This window comes from Pandoraea sp. SD6-2 (assembly GCF_000389825.1).
Lineage (GTDB): Bacteria > Pseudomonadota > Gammaproteobacteria > Burkholderiales > Burkholderiaceae > Pandoraea > Pandoraea communis.
Genome location: NZ_KB944456.1, coordinates 229,887 through 248,200, shown reverse-complemented (window position 1 = coordinate 248,200; position 18,314 = coordinate 229,887). Strand labels below are relative to the sequence as shown.

Genomic DNA, 18,314 nt, shown 5'->3' with positions numbered 1-18,314 from the left:
CGTGCTGCCGTTCGACTTGCATGTGTAAGGCATGCCGCCAGCGTTCAATCTGAGCCAGGATCAAACTCTTCAGTTTAAACCTGTTACTGTTTTCGGTTTTTCGTGATAAATCACTCGAACCGGTCGCTCTCAAAGTATGCTGACAAGTTAATTTCTTAACTTACCTATTACTATGTGAGCCTCAATAAATTTAAAGCTAATCTGCCGTAGCAGACGCACCATTCATCGAGTGCCCACACTTATCGGTTGTTTAATTTTTAAAGATCAATCGCATCCAACTTCGCTTCGTCGCACACTTACCGCGCCGTCGCTTCGTTTTCTGCGTCGCTGCATCAGCAGCAGAGAAGTGAGATTATGTCGCAGCTTCTCGTCGTCGTCAACAGTTTTTTTCGCTTTCTTCGCTCATCGCCGTAGCAACTCACAAGCGCCAAACCCTCTGACCACCGGGCTTTCCAGCCCGTCGCTCCAATCCGCTTCGCCGCTTTCGCTGCGTCGCCGTCGTTGCGAGAGACGAGATATTAGTGAAAACCCCGAACCCTGGCAAGCCTTTTGTGAAAATAATTTGAAAAGGGCAAAAAAAGGCCCGCGTCATGAGCGGGCCAAGATCCATGGGACAGGACACATGGAGGAGACGGATTCACTGTATCCGGGCATCTGCGGGCGACGCAACCAATGAAATCGCATATGCTTCCCGAAAGCTTGCCTATATGGAAAGGCGGCGTCAGCGTCGATGTCGCCCCCTTCTTTTCTATAGATAGAGCGTTCGAGATGTGCCTTTCTCGCGTCTTCCGGTCGCACCGCCGTCGCCTCCTGCAGTGGCGCCGGCTCGCGTTTCTGCCGCTCGCACTCTTCGTCGTCGCCTGCAGTTCGGTGCGCCCGCCCCCCCTGCCATCCCAGTGGACATCCCACACGCCGGCCGCCACACCCGGTACGCTCGCCAGCGCTCTGGCCCCCAGCGCCCTCGCCCACCCCGGACAGTCCGGCTTCCAATTGTTGGCGACCGGCTCCGACGCCTTCACCGCCCGTCTCGCACTCGTTCAGTCCGCCCAGCATAGTCTGGACGTTCAGTACTACAGCGCGGGCGAAGACATTACTGGACGCCTGCTGCTCCAGTCGCTGCTCGATGCCGCCGCCCGAGGGGTACGCGTTCGCATGCTGATCGACGACATCAATCGCCGCCACACTGCCCCCAACCTCGCTGTGCTCGATCAGACCCCAAACATCGAGATCCGCGTATTCAATCCGTTCGGCACCCTCGACACGACGCTCTTCGAGCGCGCAGGCAATCTGCTCACTCAGTTCAATCAGCTCAATCGCCGCATGCATAACAAGGCGCTGGTCGCCGACAATCAAGTGGCCATCGTCGGCGGGCGCAATCTGGGAGACGAATATTTCGACGCCAATCCCGAGCTCTCCTTCCGCGATTTCGATCTGCTGTGCGCCGGTCCGGTCGTCGACGCCGTTTCCCGCAGCTTCGATCACTTCTGGACCAGCCCCCAGTCATATCCGCTGAAGCAGGTGCAATCGACGATCGATCAGCAGACGCTGGACGGCACACGCGAAGCGTTGGCGCGTCACTGGCAAGACGCCGACAGCGTGCCCGCGAGCCACGAAGCGCTGCACCAGCCGCCGCTCGCCGAGAGTCTGCGCAACGGCAAGCGGCCGCTCTTCTGGGCCCCCGCCGAACTCGCCGTCGACAGCCCCGACAAGCTGGAGACCCCAGCCGCAGACACCAAGAGCGCACCGGGCGCCAAATTGCGCCAGTTGGCCGCCAACGCCAAGCGCGAAGTCCTGATCGTCTCGCCGTACTTCGTGCCACTGGAAGGCGGCGTTCGATTCCTCTCCGCGCTCACCCAGCGAGGCGTCAAGGTGCGCGTGCTGACGAACTCCCTCGCGGCGACGGACGTCGTGCCAGTCCACGCCGGCTACGCACGCTATCGCCCAGCCCTGGTTCAGGCGGGCATCGAACTGTACGAATTCAAACCGATCCGCGCCGACGGCGGCGGACTCTCGCCACGGCGCATCACGTTCGGTGGCTCATCGCGCGCGACGCTGCACGGCAAGGTGTACGTTATCGACCGCCGTGACGTCATTCTCGGCTCGTTCAATCTGGACCCGCGCTCGGCGCGTCTGAACACCGAGCTGGCGATCGTGATCCACAGCCCGGAATTTGCCGAACGCATGGCAGGCATCTTCGAACGGGCAGCGTCGGCCCGCTCCAGCTTCCGGGTCGAACTGGCGCCGCCCGGCGCAACGCCGCCCACACCCACGCCGCCCACCATGCCCGCGCTGCGCTGGGTCGGGGAGGAAAACGGTCAGCCCCGTACGTTCGACGTCGAGCCCTATGCGTCTTTCTGGCGCAACTCGGCGGCGGGCGCCTTCATGCTGCTGCCGAGCGACGATCTGCTCTGAGCCGAGCGCCGCCCCGCAACCTCCCCCATCCCAGCAAGGACAAGCGCCGATCAGAACTCGACCGTTGCCGAAAGCGTAGCGGAACGCGCATCGCCAATAGCGACGAAATACTGACTCGCGCTCAACGGGTAATACGTCTTGTTGAAGACGTTCTTGACGTTCAACTGATAGTGCACCGGGTGATGGCCGATCTTCGTGTCGTACGTGGCAAACACATCGGCAACGAAATACGCCGGCAGCGTGAAGCGCATGTCGAGCTTCGCCTCGACTTCGTACGACTTGGCGTGTTCCGGCGCGGTGGTCGACGTCGGCTTGAGCGACTCCGAATAGCTGCCGTACAGCGACAGATAACCCGTCGCCTTATAGATGACGCCCGCGCGCGGCAGCCACTTCGCGTCGCTAAGGTTCGATTGACCTGGAACGGGTGCCCCTTTCCCGCCAATTGGCTGTACGTCAGCAAACGCAGCCCGCCCACGACGATCCAGCGATCGGTCACGTGGATGGCGTCTTGGAAGAAGAGCGACGCATCGTGCAGCGTATCGGTCTGATCGCTGTCGCTCGCCGACACCGTGGCCGGACTTGCGATCGCATGTTCGCCATCGCATCGCGGAAGTCATTCTCCTGATACAGCCTTTTGAGATTCACGATCACGCGCCCTGGCACCGGCCCCTTCACACTCGTCCAAAATTTCGCTGGCAACGTCTGGCACTGAAGTTCGAGCGCTTCGGCTCGTGCCGGATTCGACGCAATCTGCCAGTCGCTGATCGCCGGCAGCAGAGGTAATTCAAACTTTTGCACTGCCATCTGCGCAAAAAAGTGAGACGGATGCCACCCGAACGAGCAACGCAGGCATCAGGGACATGAAGACGCATTCGATGGGTTGGCAATGAAGACGTCGATCCTCACACTCCGATCGGCAACGACATTCCGAATTTCACCCGCGACATCACAACCATCGTTTCAAAGTGACGAATGTTTGGATTTTGCCGAAATACGCGCGTTGCGAATTCTTCATAGTGATCGATGTCGCGCACCGCGATCATCATCGCGAAATCGGCGCGTCCAGTGACCACATAACATTGCATCACTTCTGGAACGGTCTGCAAGAACCGCTTGAATTCATCGAGCAGATCGAGCCGCTCCCGCTCGACCTGAACAAGCACCCACATCATGATTGGTAGCCCCACCTTGTTCGGATCGACAACCGAGATGTCCTTCTGGATGTATTTCTCTTCGCGCAGTCGTCGCACCCTTCTGAGGCAGGCCGGCGGACTCAGGTTGACGGCGGCGGCCAACGACTGGTTGCTGATCTGGTTGTCGACTTGCAGCATTGCCAGAATGCGCAGATCGAAATCGTCAAGCGGTTCGGCCTGATCTTGCCCCATATTTCGCAAATACCCCCGAAAAAGAAATCCAGTTAAGCAAACATACCCCACGCGAATATTGGATTTCGTGCGACCTCCCTAGAATCGTAGCATCAGCCTCCGATCGATTCCATGGAGAAAACCATGCCCCTGAAGCACTTAACCGCTACCGCCATCGCACTCTGCGCGCTGGCTGCGCATGCGCAAACCATCGTGACCATTGGCTATGCCGGTGCGCTGACCGGCGCACAGGCGCACTTCGGCAAAGACAGCGAACGCGGCATTCGCCTGGCCATGGACGAGATCAACGCCCAACACCCGGTCATTGCCGGCAAACCCGTACAGTTCGCACTCGACGCCCAAGACGACGCCGCCGATCCGCGCACCGCCACTACCGTTGCCCAGCGTTTTGCCGACAACCACGTCAGTGCCGTGATCGGTCACCAGAACTCCGGCACCTCCATCGCCGTGGCGCGCATCTACGCACAACAGCACATCGCGGAACTCACGCCGTCGGCCACCAACCCCGAATTCACGCGCCTGGGCTTCGGCACCACGTTTCGCATGCTCGCCAACGACGACTTCCTCGGTGTCGCACTATCGCAATATGTCTCCAGTCAGTTGCACGCACGGCGCATTGCCGTCATCGACGACCGTACCGCCTACGGCCAGGGCATTGCCGAAGTATTTGCACGCCAGGCGGAAAAGGCTGGCGCCACGATCGTCGCGCGCGAGTTTTCCACCGACAAGGCGTTCGATTTCGCCGCCGTTCTCACGCGGATCAAGCGCGAGAACCCCGACGCCATCTTCTTCGGCGGAATGGACGCCCAGGGCGGGCCGATGCTCAAGCAAATGCGGCAGTACTCGATTCGCGCGCCGCTGGTCGGCGGCGACGGTTTATGCACCGCCGAAATGATCCGGCTAGCCGGTGCCGCGCTCGACGGCAACCTGTTCTGCGCGGACGGCGGACGCAGCCTCGCAAAGATGCCGGGCGGACAAGCATTCGCCGCCAAATTCAAGGCGAAATACGGCGAGCCCGTGCAGTTGTACGCGCCCTACGCCTACGACGCCATGATGGCGATCTATCGTGCTGCCCTCGCCGCACAATCCACGGACGCTGCAAAGATTTCCGACGCCCTGCATCGCGTGTCGTTCGGCGGCGTCACGGGGCAGATTGCATTTGACGAACACGGCGACCTGCGTGAGCCGGCCGCCACCATATCCACTTACAAAGGAGGCAAAAAAATGGCTTTGACCGAGGTATCGAAATGACCGTCGGCATATTGCGCGTCGGATCGCCTGCGCTGCGCGAGGTGGCCGCGCAAGTCGCCAACGTCAACGACCCCGTCGTCGTGCGTGAGGCCGCAGCCCTCGGCGCGGCGATACACGCCTTTCGTGCGGAACATGGCTTCGGACGCGCCATTGCAGCCCCCCAGATCGGCATTGCCAAACGCATGATCGGCCTGGCCATGTCGGGTTGGCCCGACGTGATCGTCAACCCCGAGATCGTATGGGCCAGTAACGAACGCATGACACTGTGGGACGACTGCATGTGCTTCCCCGAGATGCTGGTTCGGGTGGAGCGCTTCGCCTCGATCTCAGTGCGTTTTACCGACATGGCCGGCAAAACGCACCTGAAGGAAGCCCTGAGTCGCGCGGAAGCCGAACTGATGCAGCACGAAATCGACCATCTCGACGGCAAGCTGTCGTTCGACCGCGCCGTGGGTGAGAACGCATTCGTCCACCGTAGTGTTTTTGAAACGAACCGATCGGCATTTGCCGCTCAGGTCGACTACTTCCCCCAATCGTAATGAGCGACACGATGACCCAACCCGACGTTGGCCGCATCGACGGCCTGACCTACCCCACCGGCACCGCCTACATGGCCGGCCAGTACCTGCCCATGTCGGAAGCCCGTATCTCCGTACTCGACTGGGGACTGCTGCACTCCGACGTCACCTACGACACCGTTCACGTATGGAATGGCAAGTTCTTCCGGCTGGATCTGCATATCGCGCGCTTTCGGCGCTCGCTGGAAAGGCTGCGCCTATCCGTTAAGTACAGCGACGATGAACTTCGCCATATTCTCGTCGAGTGTGTCAGACGCGCGGGACTGCGTAACGCGTACGTCGAGATGCTCTGCACGCGCGGCCTCTCGCCTACCTTCAGCCGCGACCCGCGCGACGCAGCGAACCAATTCGTCGCGTTCGCCGTGCCCTACGGATCGGTCGCCAATGCCCGCCAGCTTAAGGAAGGCCTTCACCTGCATCTGATCGATACCGTGCGCCGCATTCCCCCCGAGTCGGTCGATCCGCAGGTCAAGAACTACCACTGGCTCGATCTTGTTACGGCCCAGTTCCAGGGGTTCGATGCCGGGGCGGAAACCGTCGTCATCAAGGACATGAACGGCAACGTCGCCGAAGGCCCCGGCTTCAATATCTTCGCCGTGCGTCACGGCGCGCTGTACACCCCCGAGCACGGAGTGCTGCATGGCATTACGCGCCGCACCGTGTTCGACATCGCCGAGCAGTTCGGCATTGCCGTGCATTCGGGCAACGTCAGCGAAGATCAGTTGCGCCACGCCGATGAGATTTTCATCACCTCCACCGCCGGGGGCATCATGCCGGTCACGCGCCTGAACGGCGTGAGCGTCGGCAACGGAGCGCCAGGCGACCTGACGCAAACGATCTTCCGCACCTATTGGGAGTGGCACGACGATCCGGCCTGGACCTTGACGGTCGACTACGACGAGGCGAATCATGCTCAATGAGACCCTCCGTTCTCGGCTCGATGCACGTTGCCACACGCTGGCGGCGCGACATGCGATCAAGCACGAAGTCGCGATCGAATCCGCACAAGGTGGCCATGTCAAGGCGCGCGCCGCACCGGGGGGTGCGACGCGCGACTATATCAACCTGTGCGCCAACAACTACCTCGGACTCGCTAACGATCCGCGCATTGTCGACGCCGCACGCGAGGCCGTCGACCGCTATGGGCTCGGCATGGCCTCGGTTCGCTTCATCAGCGGCACCCATGCCCTGCACTGGGAACTGGAGCGCCGGCTCGCCGCGTTTCTCGGGGCCGAGGCCTGCGCCCTATTCCCCTCGGCTTTCGATGCCAACGGTGCCCTGTTCGAAGCGCTGCTGGATGAAAACGACGCCGTGCTGTCCGACACACTGAACCACGCAAGCATCATCGATGGCATACGTCTGAGCAAAGCCGCCCGGTTCCGCTATGCCCACCGCGACGTGAGCGCCGCCGCCCGCGCCTTCGACGAAGCCGGTGAGGCAGCGGCCCGGCTGCTGGTCACCGATGGCGTGTTTTCCATGGACGGTACACAGGCCCCGCTAGGCGCCCTCGGCATGTTGTGCCGCGAACGAAAGGCGTTGCTCATTGTGGACGACTCGCATGGCATCGGCGTGATCGGCGCCTCCGGCCGTGGTACCGCCGAGGTGCAGGGACAGATGTCGGCCGTCGACGTACAGGTGGGCACATTGGGGAAAGCGCTGGGCGGGGCGGCCGGTGGATTTGTCGCAGCACCCGGCGTCATCGTCGATACATTGCGTCAGACCGGCCGACCCTATCTGTTTTCCAATGCGCTGATGCCTGCGATTGCGGCGGCCGCCGTCCGGGCGCTAGACCTGATCGAAGGCGGCGAGATCGACTTCGCGCGACTGGGCGCCATGAGCGCGTACCTGCGTCGTGGCCTGACGCAGGCGGGCTTCGACGTCCTTCCCGGCGATCATCCGATCGTGCCCGTGATCTTCGGCGACGCAGCGCTTGCAAGGACCGCCTCTGCCGCACTCGCAGAGCGCGGCGTTCTGGCTCAGGCGTTCTCTTACCCCGTTGTTCCCGAAGGCGCCGCGAGACTGCGACTCCAAGTGTCGCTTGCACTCACGGATGCCGATCTCGATCGCGTCATCGAAGCCTTCCGCGCAATGCGCCGCTAAGCGTTCGCGCTTAGATCCTTACGCGTTACCGATAGCGCCGCCCCGAACGTGGCGAACGTCGGATTGCGGGTGCCCCGGCGCGCATGTTCCCCTCTCTTTCCTAGGTTGCTCATGAACTCGAACCCGTTGCAAACGCATGACTACTGGGCTAACAGCGCCACGACGACAGTCGCGCCCACGCAGGCCAGACGGGCCGTTGTCGCCGCGTCGCTCGGCAATATCCTGGAGTGGTACGACTTCGTGTTGTACGCCTACTTCTCCCCGCAGATCGCCCATCACTTCTTTCCGGCGGCGAGTGAAGCCACCTCGTTCCTGGTCGCGACCGCCACATTCGGCGTCGGCTTCGTGGCGCGTCCGCTGGGCGCGGCCATTCTGGGCGTTTATGGAGATCGTGCCGGACGCAAGGCCTCGCTGCTCGTGGTGATTCTGCTCATGGCAATCGGCACAGCGATGATCGGACTCACACCCGGCTTCGACACCGCCGGGGTGGTCGCGTCTTTGACGATCGTGATCGCGCGCATCCTGCAAGGCTTCGCTTCGGGCGGTGAATGGGGCGGGGCTACCAGCTTCATCGTCGAATATGCACCGCGGCACCGGCGTGGCCTGTACGGCAGTTGGCAACAGGCCAGCCTCGCTGTGGCCCTGCTGCTCGGTTCGCTCAGCGCCGGGGCCATGACCTGGCTCATGCCGGCCCAGTCTCTGAACGACTGGGGCTGGCGCGTTCCCTTCGTGCTGGGAGCGTTCGTCATTGGCGTCTTCGGCTTCTGGCTGCGGAGAAATGTCGACGAGTCGCCACGCACCTCGGTCCCGGCAAATGTCCGGCAGAGTGGGCCCGTCATCTCGACGTCCCCGATCGGCACAGCACTTCGCAAGCACCGCCGCAACCTCGGCATCGGGAGTCTGTTCACCATCGGCTGGACCGTCACGAACTATCTCTACCTCGTGTACATGCCGATCTATCTGACCCGCACGCTGGGCCTGCCCGCCAGCGAGGCACTGATCGCCGCCAGTCTCCAGATCGCGTGCTTCATGATGCTCTCGCCCGTCATGGGGCACCTGTCCGACCGATGGGGCCGGCGCCCGTTGATGAGTGCGGGCGCGCTGTGTGTGCTGTTCGGCACTTACCCGCTCTTCGCCTTCATGTCCGCACACGCACATCTCCTGCCGGTCATCGGCGCGTTGTGCCTGCTCGCCGCCTTCATGGCCATGATGACCGGCCCGGCGCCCGCCTGGCAGGCCGAGCTATACCCCGGCGCGGTGCGCACCACGTGCATCTCGCTCAGTTACAACGTTTCGGTCACGATTTTCGGCGGTTTCGCCCCCTTCGTCGCGACCTGGCTGATCGGAATGACGGGCAATCCGCTCTCGCCCACGTGGTACATCGCGGCTGGCGCGGTTGCGAGTCTCGTCGCAACCCGGCTCTCACGCGAAACGGTTCGTACCGCCCTGTCCTGATTTGACTAGTGCGCGAGGACACCTCATGCATACGCACCTCCCCCATTTGGCGTCTGTGCTCACACCCGAGAGAGACGAAGACACGCCGGCGGCCTCGACGGCCGCCATCGACTGGATTTCACGACTTATCGCCATCGACACGACGAGCCGCCAATCCAATCTCGGGCTGATCGAACTTCTACGCGACACCCTGCGCGCGCAGGGCATAGATGCCTGGCTCGATTACGATGGCAGCGGCGCGAAAGCCAATCTTTTCGCCACATTGCCCGGGCGCGACGGCAACACACAGGGCGGCGTCGTGCTTTCCGGGCATACCGATGTCGTACCGGTCGATGCTCAGCACTGGCAGAGTCCGCCTTTCTCGCCTGAATTGCGTGACGGCCGGCTGTATGGCCGCGGGGCTTGCGACATGAAAGGCTTCATCGGCACGGTCATGAGTCGGGTGCCCGCGTGGTGCGATGCGCCGCCGGGGGCGCCGATCCATCTCGCGTTCACCTACGACGAAGAGGTCGGATGCCTCGGCATTTCCCCGATGCTCGCGGCCATGGCCCGTCGCGGCATTCATCCGCAAGGCTGTATCGTCGGTGAACCGACCGGCATGCAGGTGATCGTTGCGCACAAGGGCATCAACATCTACCGCTGCTGCGTGCAAGGGCATGCCGTGCACTCGTCGCTCGCACCCACGGGCGTCAATGCCATCGAGTACGCCGCGCGTGTGATCTGCCACATTCGCGACCTGGCAAACGCCTTTGCGGCGCACGGCCCCTATGATGAGGGCTTCGACGTACCGTTCAGTACCGCACAGACCGGCACGATAAATGGCGGCATCGCCCTGAACACTGTGCCGGCCGACTGCGAGTTCGTCTTCGAGTACCGTAACCTTCCGGGCGTGGATGCAGACGCGATCTTCGCCCGGATCGAGGCTTACGCCGCCCAGACGCTCGTTCCGGAAATGCAACGCGTGCATCCCCAGGCAACGATCCGGTTCACGAAAATCGCGGCGCCACCGTCGATGCAGGCGGACGAAACCCAGCCGCTGCTACGCCTGATGCGCGCGCTGGTTCCGGACACGCCCGCGCGCAAGGTGTCGTATGGGACCGAAGCCGGATTCTTCCAGCGCGCGGGCATTCCGACGATCGTTTGCGGCCCCGGGAGCATCGCTCAGGCCCACCAGCCGGACGAGTTCGTCGCACTTGCCGAAATCGCCCGGTGCGAGCGCTTCCTGTCGAAACTGACGGCCTCGCTGGCGGGGATACACGGCCAGTTGTTATATGAGAAATAAGGCGTTTAACGTTACGTCCCATAGCCTTATTCAGGCCATCAGTTGCCGTTCGACTGGTTGCGGCGGGAGGAACCCTCAATTGGCGTCCTGTTAGGCGGGCTCCAGCGCCCCCTCCCCCTCCTGCCGCGCCCCGCAGTCTCATTTCCACTGAAAAAATCTCAAGTCCCGTGGAAAACGACACCCGCGCCATATCATGGAAAACATTTATTGACCGACCGGCCGGTCGGTTTATAATACGTCCATATCCCACATGCCGCGGAGGCCTTCCTCTATGTATACGCAAGCCATCGATCTGGCCGGCAACAGCCCCAAGGGCGTGCGCGCCCTGAGCGAGGCGGAGCAGCAGCAACAAGCCCGCTTCGACGCGCGCGTCGCTGCCGATCAGAAGATCGAGCCGCAGGACTACATGCCCGCCGAGTACCGCAAGACGCTCGTGCGCCAAATCTCGCAGCACGCACACTCCGAAGTCATCGGCATGCTGCCGGAAGGCAATTGGATCTCGCGCGCGCCCAGTCTCAAGCGCAAGGCGATTCTGCTCGCCAAGGTGCAAGACGAAGCCGGTCATGGCCTCTACCTGTATTCCGCAGCCGAAACGCTCGGCACGTCGCGCGACCAGATGATCGACGCGCTGCACGCCGGTAAGGCCAAGTACTCCAGCATCTTCAATTACCCAACGCTCACGTGGGCCGATGTCGGCGTGATCGGCTGGCTCGTCGATGGCGCCGCCATCATGAATCAGGTGCCGCTGTGCCGCTGTTCGTACGGTCCGTACGCGCGCGCCATGATTCGCGTGTGCAAGGAAGAGTCGTTCCACCAGCGTCAGGGCTTCGACGCCCTTCTCTCGATGATGAGCGGCACGCAAGCCCAACGCGACATGGTGCAAGAAGCCGTGAACCGCTGGTGGTGGCCGGTGCTCATGATGTTCGGCCCGAGTGACAAGGAGTCGATCCACAGCACGCAAACCATGCAGTGGGGCATCAAACGCATCTCGAACGACGATCTGCGCCAGAAGTTTGTCGACGCCGCCGTCGAACAGGCCAAGGTGCTCGGCGTGACCTTCCCCGATCCGGATCTGAAGTGGAACGAGAGCCGCCGCGCCCACGACTACGGCGAGATCGACTGGAGCGAATTCTGGCGCGTGGTGGGCGGTGAAGGCCCGTGCAACAAGGAACGTCTCGGCACCCGTGTGGCCGCCCACGAGAAAGGCGCCTGGGTGCGCGACGCTGCCCTGGCGCACGCCGCCAAGCAGCGCCAGCGCGCCGAAAAACAGGCCGCGTGAGCCGCATCCGGCCAGCCCCTCACAAGACATCAGGAACGATCATGACGCAAGCAAGCAACAAGGAATGGCCCCTCTGGGAAGTGTTCGTACGCAGCAAGATGGGCCTCGAGCACAAGCACAGCGGCAGTCTGCACGCCGCCGACGCCGAGATGGCGCTGCGCATGGCGCGCGACGTCTACACGCGCCGTCAGGAAGGCGTGAGCATCTGGGTCGTGCCCTCTAACGCCATCACGGCGTCGGCCCCGGAAGACAAGGCCGAGCTGTTCGATCCGGCCGCCGACAAGATCTACCGCCATCCGACCTTCTACCAGTTGCCGGAAGAAGTGAACCACATGTAAGCGGCAGCGCGCCCATGCAACTCCATGCCCACGGCGCGCCCCATGCGAGACCCCAGAACATGAAACCGACGCAGGAACATCTGTCCTATCTGCTGCGCCTCGCCGACAACGCGCTGATCCTCGGTCAGCGCAACGCGGAGTGGTGTGGTCACGGCCCCGTGCTGGAAGAAGACATCGCGCTCACCAACCTGAGCCTCGATCTCATCGGTCAGGCGCGCATGCTCTATCAGCACGCCGCCAAGGTCGAAACCGATCTCACCGGCATCACCAAGCAGGAAGACGACTACGCCTTCTGGCGCGACGAATTCTCGTTCCGTAACTGGACGCTCGTCGAGCTGCCCCATTATGGCCCGACCGCCGGCACGACTGCCGCCGAGCGCGACTACGCCGTGACCATCGTGCGCAACTTCCTCTACTCGGCCCTGATGGTCGAAGTGTGGCAAGCGCTCACACAGTCGGCCGACACCGAGCTTGCCGCCATCGCCGCCAAGTCAATCAAGGAAGCGCATTACCACCTGCATCACGCGCGCGACTGGCTCGTGCGCTTCGGCGACGGGACCGAGGAATCGCACCGCCGCGCGCAGGCCGCGCTCGATTATCTGGTGCCGTACATGAACGAGATCTTCAAGCACGACACGCTCGAAGACACCGTGGCTGCCGCTGGTACGGGCGTCACGATGGCCAGCCTGAAGGACGCGTGGCAAGCCACGGTGAACGACGCGCTCGCCGAAGCCACGCTCACCGCACCGGTCGGCGGCGCGTTCGAAAGCACCGGCAAGTTGGGTCGTCACTCCGAGCACATGAGCTATCTGCTCGGCGAGATGCAGGGGCTGGCACGCCAGCATCCCGGCGCGACCTGGTAAGCCTCGCGATGCGCTCGTTTGCCGCTCTGGACACCGATACGACCATGAATCTTCCGCTCACACCGCCTGTCGCGCCCGGCGTGCTCACGCCGGCCTCGGCGGCGTCGCTGCCACTCGCATGGCAGACGCTCGAAGCGGTGCCCGATCCGGAGATTCCGGTCGTGTCGATCCGGGAACTCGGCATTCTGCGCGATGTGCGCGTCGTTGCGAACGACAGCGGCGACACCGCGTTCGAGATCGTGATCACCCCCACGTACTCGGGCTGTCCGGCGATGCAGCAGATCGCCGAAGACATTGCCGCAGCCATGACGCGCGCGGGCCTCGGCCCGTGGCACGTCAAGACGGTGCTCGCACCCGCATGGACGACGGACTGGATCAGCCCCGAAGCCCGCGAGAAGCTGCGCAGCTACGGCATTGCCCCGCCCACGGGCGCGCATGCCGTAGCCGCCGATGCCCCACGCAAGATCACGTTCTACGGCCGGCCGAAGGACGGTGTGCCGTGCCCGCATTGCGGCTCGGCCGACACGGAAGTCGTATCGGCCTTCGGCTCGACCGCTTGCAAAGCGCATTACCGTTGCCGTACGTGCCGTGAGCCGTTCGACTACTTCAAGCCCTATTGATTGACCCGACTGATCCCGCTTCGCGCATAGCGATGCCGACACTCCGCCCGTCGGCACCCGCAGCCGGGCGGCAAGGAAGCCCACGATGACGACCCCGCAATTCCACTCGCTGACCATCCGCGAAATCCGGCCCGAAACCGCCGACGCCATCTCCATCGCCTTCACGGTGCCGGACGCGTTGCGCGACGCCTATCGTTTCACGCAAGGCCAGTTCCTCACGCTCAAGACCGAGATCGATGGCGAAGAAGCCCGTCGTTCCTACTCGATCTGCGTCGGGGTGCCCGAGTACGAAGCCACGGGCGAACTGCGCGTGGGCATCAAGCGCGTGCCGGGCGGCAAGTTCTCGAACTTCGCGAACGACCAGTTGAAACCGGGACAGCAGATCGATGTCATGACGCCGGATGGGCGCTTCTTCACGCGTCTGGCGGCAAACAACGCGAAGCACTACGTCGGTTTCGCCGGCGGCTCGGGTATCACGCCGATGCTCGCGCTCATCAAGACCACGCTGGCTGCCGAGCCCGACAGTCAGTTCACGCTGGTCTACGGCAACCGTTCGGTGCCCGCGATCATGTTCGCCGAAGCGCTCGAAGACCTGAAGAACACGTATCTGGGCCGTCTGCGCCTGTATCACGTGCTCTCGGACGAAGCGCAGGAAGTCGAGCTGTTCAACGGCTTGCTCGATCAGGACAAGTGCACCGCCTTCATCGAGACGCTCATTCCGGCGTCGAGCATCGATGAAGCCTTCATCTGCGGCCCGGGCCCGATGATGGACGCCGCCGAAGCTGCGCTCGCCGCCGCCGGCGTCGCCAAGGAAAAGATTCACGTCGAGCGGTTCGGCGTGCCCTCGCCGCAAGCCGCAGCGAAGCCGGTCGTCATCACGGAAGATACGCCGATGGCGGAACTGGTCGTGGTGATGGACGGCAAGGAACGTCGCCTGCGCCAGCCGTATGAAGGTCAGAGCATTCTGGATACAGGGCTGGCCGCCGGTCTGTCGCTGCCCTATGCCTGTAAGGGCGGTGTGTGCTGCACGTGCCGTGCGAAAGTACTCGAGGGCGAAGTGGCGATGGACAAGAACTACACGCTGGAAGACTACGAAGTCGAGCAGGGTTTCGTACTGACCTGCCAGGCACGTCCGCTCACCGAGCGCGTCGTGGTGAGCTACGACGAGCGCTGAGCCGGCATCCGGCCTGCGCTGAACCGGTGCGCCGGAGCCACCGCATCAACGGCTCCGGCATGTCGAATGCGTGCTTGCCACGCCGTGGGAACGTCACTTCCACGCGGCCGGAACATGCGTGAAATCCCGCCAATGCGCCGATGATTTCGGGCATTACGGGAGCGTCAACCCGAGGGTGCGGGAATACCGTAAACTACCGGGCATGAATACCATCCATGTCGTTTGTGGCGATATCGCCGCGCAGCAGTTGCGTGCGGCGATGGCGCTAGCGCATCGCGCCGACCCCGTGCTTGTCCTGCGTGACGATCTGGCCCTTGGCCCGTTGCGCGAGGTCGACGAGAACGAGCGGCAGCGGGCCGCCTTCTGGCAACGCGTGCTGCCGTCTGCCGGTCGCGATTACGCCAGCGAGCTGCGCGAAGAACTGGCATCGCTACAACGTCTGGTGGAGGGCGACAATGCCGTGGTTTGCTGGCATGGCGACAGCGCGTCGGATCAACTCACGCTGCGCCGCGTGGCATTCATGCTGCGCAACACACCCGCCCGTCTGAACGAGGTCGTGCTGCGCGGCAGCGACCTGGCAACGCCCGGCACACCGCCCATCGCAGAACGGCGTACCAGCGTCGGCATGTATGCGCCGGAAGTGCTGGCCGAACGCTTCGCGCGCATCGCCCCGATTTCGCTATTACGTATTGGCCGTCTGTCGCTGGAATGGCGGGCGCTCAAACAAGTGAACACGCAGGTGCGCCGCTGGATGCACAACACCTTCGAAGGCGCGACATTCGCCGAGATCGACGACCAGATTCTGGCCCAGGCACCCGTTGCCTGGACGCCGATGGCCGCGTTCCTCGGCGAGACGATGCCTCGCATCGAAGGCTTTTTTGCGACCGACAGTTTTCTGTTGTGGCGCTGCCGCGAACTCGGTGCGGCAGGCCGACTCGCGTTGCGCGGCGACACCACGGCGCCCGCCGCGTGCGATCTACGACTGGAGTAACCCCCGTTTATGGCACGTACCAAAGCGCCCGATCATGAATCGCAGCGCGAACAGATTCTCGACGTCGCCGCCGAGGCCTTCGCCCACGCGAGCTATCCGAGCACGTCGATGTCCGAGCTGGCCGCCGCATGCGGCACGTCCAAGGCCCGGCTGTATCACTACTACGCGAGCAAAGACGCCATTCTGTTCGATCTGCTAGAGCGCTATACCAAGCGCCTGATGCTGATCGTCACCGAGGTCGAGGCGCTTGGGCAACGCCGCGGGCTGTCCGAGCGCGATACGTTCCACGAACTGATTCGCGCGTTTCTCGATGAGTACGAGACGTCGCAGACGCGCCATATCGCGCTGCTCAACGACGTCAAGTTCCTCAACGATGAGCAACGGGAGATCGTGCTCAACCGTCAGCGTGACGTGGTGGCCGCGTTTGCCCGTCAACTCTCGCGTGCGTTCCCCGACCGGGTCGCCAAGCACAATCAGACCGCGCTCACGATGATGCTGTTCGGCATGATCAACTGGACCTTCACATGGCTCAAACCCGGTGGCCGCATGCGGTACCGCGATTTCGCCAATGAGGTCATCGCGGTGCTCGAACACGGACTCGTCGCGCCGCTGCCCGGCGGTATCGAAGCCGCCATCCCGACCGCAGCTACGCCCTCACGCACCTAACGAAGCAAGTAATCACTTACAAAAAAGGCGATTCGTCGCCTTTTTTTTGTTGCCTCGCAACAACCTCTCATCGAGCGTCGTCGAGAGCCACATCGAGAAAAGACGCCACTCTTCAGTGACTTAGGTATTTCCCTCCACGGCAGGCATTTATTTCCTAGGGTTTTTACCTACTCAATCAGGTATAATTCTTTTGCGTCGCACAATTCAGTACACGCACTAAAGAATACCCAAGGATTACGCCATGACTGCCCCGAACCCCACGCCCGAAGTCGCCCGCGCGACGACTGCCGCCAACGAGCGGTCGAGCGTGATGATTCGTGAGCTGACGTCCGGCGACATCCACCGGCTCCAGCGCCACTTTCTGGCGCTCGGCGAAGAAGACCGCCTGCTGCGCTTCGGTCAGGCCGTCAGCGACGACGTGATCACTCGCTACGTCGCCAGCCTCGATTTCTCGCGTGACAGCGTATTTGGTGTCTACGACGATAATCTCGCGCTCGTCGCCGTTGCCCACGTCGCCCAGTTGCCGGAAGGCAAGAACGGCCGTGTCGCGGAGTTTGGCGTCTCGGTGCTCGAATCGGCTCGTGGCCGTGGCATCGGCTCACGTCTGTTCGAGCGTGCCGCCATCCATTGCCGTAACAAGCGCGTCGACACGCTGTATATGCACTGCCTCTCGCGCAACGCCCGCATGATGCGCATTGCGAAGAAGGCCGGCATGGAGATCAACTTCGCTTACGGCGAAGCCGATGCTTATTTGAGCCTGCCGCCGGCCGACACGCAGTCGATGCTCTCGGAAATGATGCAGGATCAGGTCGCCGCCTTCGATTACGCGGTCAAGCGTCAGCTTCGCGACGCCCGCCGCCTGTTCGGGGCACTCCTGCCGAACGAGCGTGCTGCCTGACCGACACGTCGGCCGTCCCGCAAAAAAAGAAACCCGGTCGATTGGCCGGGTTTTTTGTCTTCGTCACAATGACGGCGTTCGCCGGTTCACGGCAGCGGTAGCGCCGTCGTCTCCTTGAGCTGATCGAGCACGAAGCTCGTTTTGACGTCGACGACGCTCGGATGCACGATCAGTTGCGTCTGCATGAATTGCGAGAAGTGCGCCATGTCGCGCACATGCACGCGCAGCAAATAGTCCATGTCGCCGGCCATCGCGTAGCAGCCGACGACTTCCGTCCAGGTCTCGACCACGCGGCGGAAGTGCTCGATGACCGAGCCGCCCTCTCCGTCACCGGGATGCCGCTTGTCGAGCCGTACGTTGACGTAGGCGAGCAGGCCGAGTCCGAGCCGCGTTGGCTCGAGCAGCGCAACGTAGCCGCGAATGACACCGGCCTCCTCCAGACGCCGGATGCGCCGCAGGCAGGGACTCGGGGACAGCCTGACCTGCTCGGCAATTTCGAGATTGGACAGCCGGCCATTGCTTTGCAACAGGGCGAGGATCCGGCGATCGATCTTATCCAGTTCCAGCTTCGACATTTTTCTCCCCATTATTTGTATGTGTGCGCAATATTATTGCGCAGCATCTTTATTTTCAGGAAGACATCGCCCCAGCAAGACGATTACGGGAAATTACAGCCTCGCCCCGCTCTGAAGCGCCACAGACAAAGAAAAAGGCGCCAACCTGGTCAGGCGGCGCCCTGGTGGGTCGGAGCGTGTCACCGATACGGCAACGCACTCAGCATGGATCGGGCCGCATTAGCGGCGCTGGAATTCTCGCGGATCGATCGTGCGCTGGTCGAGCGGGCCTTCGTAACGCTGCGGCTGTTGCGTGGTTCGCTGCTGCGTCATCGGGGTAGGTTCGGCCGTTTTGTCGCGCGCCATTTCGTCGGCGCGAGCAACGCTCACTTCCAAGGTCAGAAACGAAGCGGAAACCAGCAGGAATTTGGCAATGTTTCGTTGATTCACAGTGACTCCTTCTTGCGT

Annotated in this window: 18 protein-coding genes, 1 rRNA gene and 1 pseudogene; 15 read left to right on the top strand and 5 right to left on the bottom strand. The window is 62.5% G+C overall.

Annotated features, from left to right (window positions below):
* Positions 1–76: ribosomal RNA gene (locus C266_RS23190) — 16S ribosomal RNA — on the bottom strand; the annotation flags it as partial.
* A 692-nt stretch (positions 77–768) separates the two neighbouring features.
* Here C266_RS23190 and C266_RS23185 point away from each other — a divergent pair.
* Complete coding sequence (locus C266_RS23185; protein WP_036664131.1) at positions 769–2,412, top strand: phosphatidylserine/phosphatidylglycerophosphate/cardiolipin synthase family protein; 1,644 nt, start codon at positions 769–771, stop codon at positions 2,410–2,412.
* 50 nt (positions 2,413–2,462) lie between these two features.
* On the opposite strand, the pseudogene C266_RS23180 reads toward C266_RS23185, so the two are convergent.
* Both C266_RS23180 and C266_RS23175 read right to left on the bottom strand, forming a co-directional pair.
* Positions 2,463–3,004, bottom strand: a pseudogene (locus tag C266_RS23180) (TonB-dependent receptor domain-containing protein); the annotation flags it as partial.
* Between the two features lie 310 nt (positions 3,005–3,314).
* The gene (locus C266_RS23175; RefSeq protein ID WP_010806876.1) at positions 3,315–3,797 is read right to left on the bottom strand and encodes an Lrp/AsnC family transcriptional regulator; all 483 of its coding nucleotides are present in this window, start codon (positions 3,795–3,797) and stop codon (positions 3,315–3,317) included.
* Between the two features lie 123 nt (positions 3,798–3,920).
* On the opposite strand from C266_RS23175, the gene C266_RS23170 reads away from it, so the two are divergent.
* The 14 genes from C266_RS23170 to C266_RS23105 all read left to right on the top strand — a co-directional run bounded on the left by C266_RS23170 (position 3,921) and on the right by C266_RS23105 (position 17,292).
* On the top strand, positions 3,921–5,048 hold the full coding sequence (locus tag C266_RS23170; RefSeq protein WP_010806877.1) for a branched-chain amino acid ABC transporter substrate-binding protein: 1,128 nt from the start codon (positions 3,921–3,923) through the stop codon (positions 5,046–5,048).
* Positions 5,045–5,587 carry a peptide deformylase gene (locus C266_RS28175; protein ID WP_010806878.1) on the top strand — a complete coding sequence of 181 codons (543 nt, stop codon included), beginning with the start codon at positions 5,045–5,047 and terminating at the stop codon, positions 5,585–5,587. Before C266_RS23170 ends, C266_RS28175 begins: the two co-directional genes overlap by 4 nt.
* Before the next feature lie 11 nt (positions 5,588–5,598).
* Entirely contained in the window at positions 5,599–6,546 is a 948-nt protein-coding gene (locus tag C266_RS28170; protein ID WP_036664245.1) for an aminotransferase class IV, read from the top strand.
* Positions 6,536–7,726: a glycine C-acetyltransferase gene (locus tag C266_RS23155; RefSeq protein WP_010806880.1), complete on the top strand. Its 1,191-nt coding sequence runs from the start codon at positions 6,536–6,538 to the stop codon at positions 7,724–7,726. Before C266_RS28170 ends, C266_RS23155 begins: the two co-directional genes overlap by 11 nt.
* Before the next feature lie 111 nt (positions 7,727–7,837).
* Entirely contained in the window at positions 7,838–9,181 is a 1,344-nt protein-coding gene (locus tag C266_RS23150; protein WP_010806881.1) for an MFS transporter, read from the top strand.
* Between the two features lie 25 nt (positions 9,182–9,206).
* Positions 9,207–10,463: an acetylornithine deacetylase gene (gene argE, locus C266_RS23145; protein ID WP_010806882.1), complete on the top strand. Its 1,257-nt coding sequence runs from the start codon at positions 9,207–9,209 to the stop codon at positions 10,461–10,463.
* Positions 10,464–10,734: 271 nt separating this feature from the next.
* Positions 10,735–11,742 carry a 1,2-phenylacetyl-CoA epoxidase subunit PaaA gene (gene paaA / locus C266_RS23140; protein ID WP_010806883.1) on the top strand — a complete coding sequence of 336 codons (1,008 nt, stop codon included), beginning with the start codon at positions 10,735–10,737 and terminating at the stop codon, positions 11,740–11,742.
* Positions 11,743–11,783: 41 nt separating this feature from the next.
* Complete coding sequence (paaB, locus tag C266_RS23135; RefSeq protein WP_010806884.1) at positions 11,784–12,080, top strand: 1,2-phenylacetyl-CoA epoxidase subunit PaaB; 297 nt, start codon at positions 11,784–11,786, stop codon at positions 12,078–12,080.
* 59 nt (positions 12,081–12,139) lie between these two features.
* On the top strand, positions 12,140–12,943 hold the full coding sequence (paaC, locus tag C266_RS23130; RefSeq protein ID WP_010806885.1) for a 1,2-phenylacetyl-CoA epoxidase subunit PaaC: 804 nt from the start codon (positions 12,140–12,142) through the stop codon (positions 12,941–12,943).
* Positions 12,944–12,987: 44 nt separating this feature from the next.
* A complete protein-coding gene (gene paaD, locus C266_RS23125; RefSeq protein ID WP_051126531.1) occupies positions 12,988–13,563 on the top strand; it encodes a 1,2-phenylacetyl-CoA epoxidase subunit PaaD in 576 nt (191 codons plus the stop codon).
* An 85-nt stretch (positions 13,564–13,648) separates the two neighbouring features.
* A complete protein-coding gene (gene paaE / locus C266_RS23120; protein ID WP_010806887.1) occupies positions 13,649–14,737 on the top strand; it encodes a 1,2-phenylacetyl-CoA epoxidase subunit PaaE in 1,089 nt (362 codons plus the stop codon).
* 202 nt (positions 14,738–14,939) lie between these two features.
* Positions 14,940–15,728 carry a DUF1835 domain-containing protein gene (locus C266_RS23115; RefSeq protein WP_010806888.1) on the top strand — a complete coding sequence of 263 codons (789 nt, stop codon included), beginning with the start codon at positions 14,940–14,942 and terminating at the stop codon, positions 15,726–15,728.
* A gap of 9 nt (positions 15,729–15,737) precedes the next feature.
* Positions 15,738–16,394, top strand: a complete 657-nt coding sequence (locus C266_RS23110; RefSeq protein WP_010806889.1) for a TetR/AcrR family transcriptional regulator — start codon at positions 15,738–15,740, stop codon at positions 16,392–16,394.
* Positions 16,395–16,704: 310 nt separating this feature from the next.
* Positions 16,705–17,292 carry an N-acetyltransferase family protein gene (locus C266_RS23105; RefSeq protein WP_370855818.1) on the top strand — a complete coding sequence of 196 codons (588 nt, stop codon included), beginning with the start codon at positions 16,705–16,707 and terminating at the stop codon, positions 17,290–17,292.
* 86 nt (positions 17,293–17,378) lie between these two features.
* Here the strand turns inward: C266_RS23105 and C266_RS23100 are convergent, their stop codons facing one another.
* The gene (locus C266_RS23100; protein WP_010806891.1) at positions 17,379–17,867 is read right to left on the bottom strand and encodes an Lrp/AsnC family transcriptional regulator; all 489 of its coding nucleotides are present in this window, start codon (positions 17,865–17,867) and stop codon (positions 17,379–17,381) included.
* 219 nt (positions 17,868–18,086) lie between these two features.
* Positions 18,087–18,296 carry a hypothetical protein gene (locus C266_RS23095; RefSeq protein ID WP_010806892.1) on the bottom strand — a complete coding sequence of 70 codons (210 nt, stop codon included), beginning with the start codon at positions 18,294–18,296 and terminating at the stop codon, positions 18,087–18,089.
* Positions 18,297–18,314: the final 18 nt, after the last annotated feature.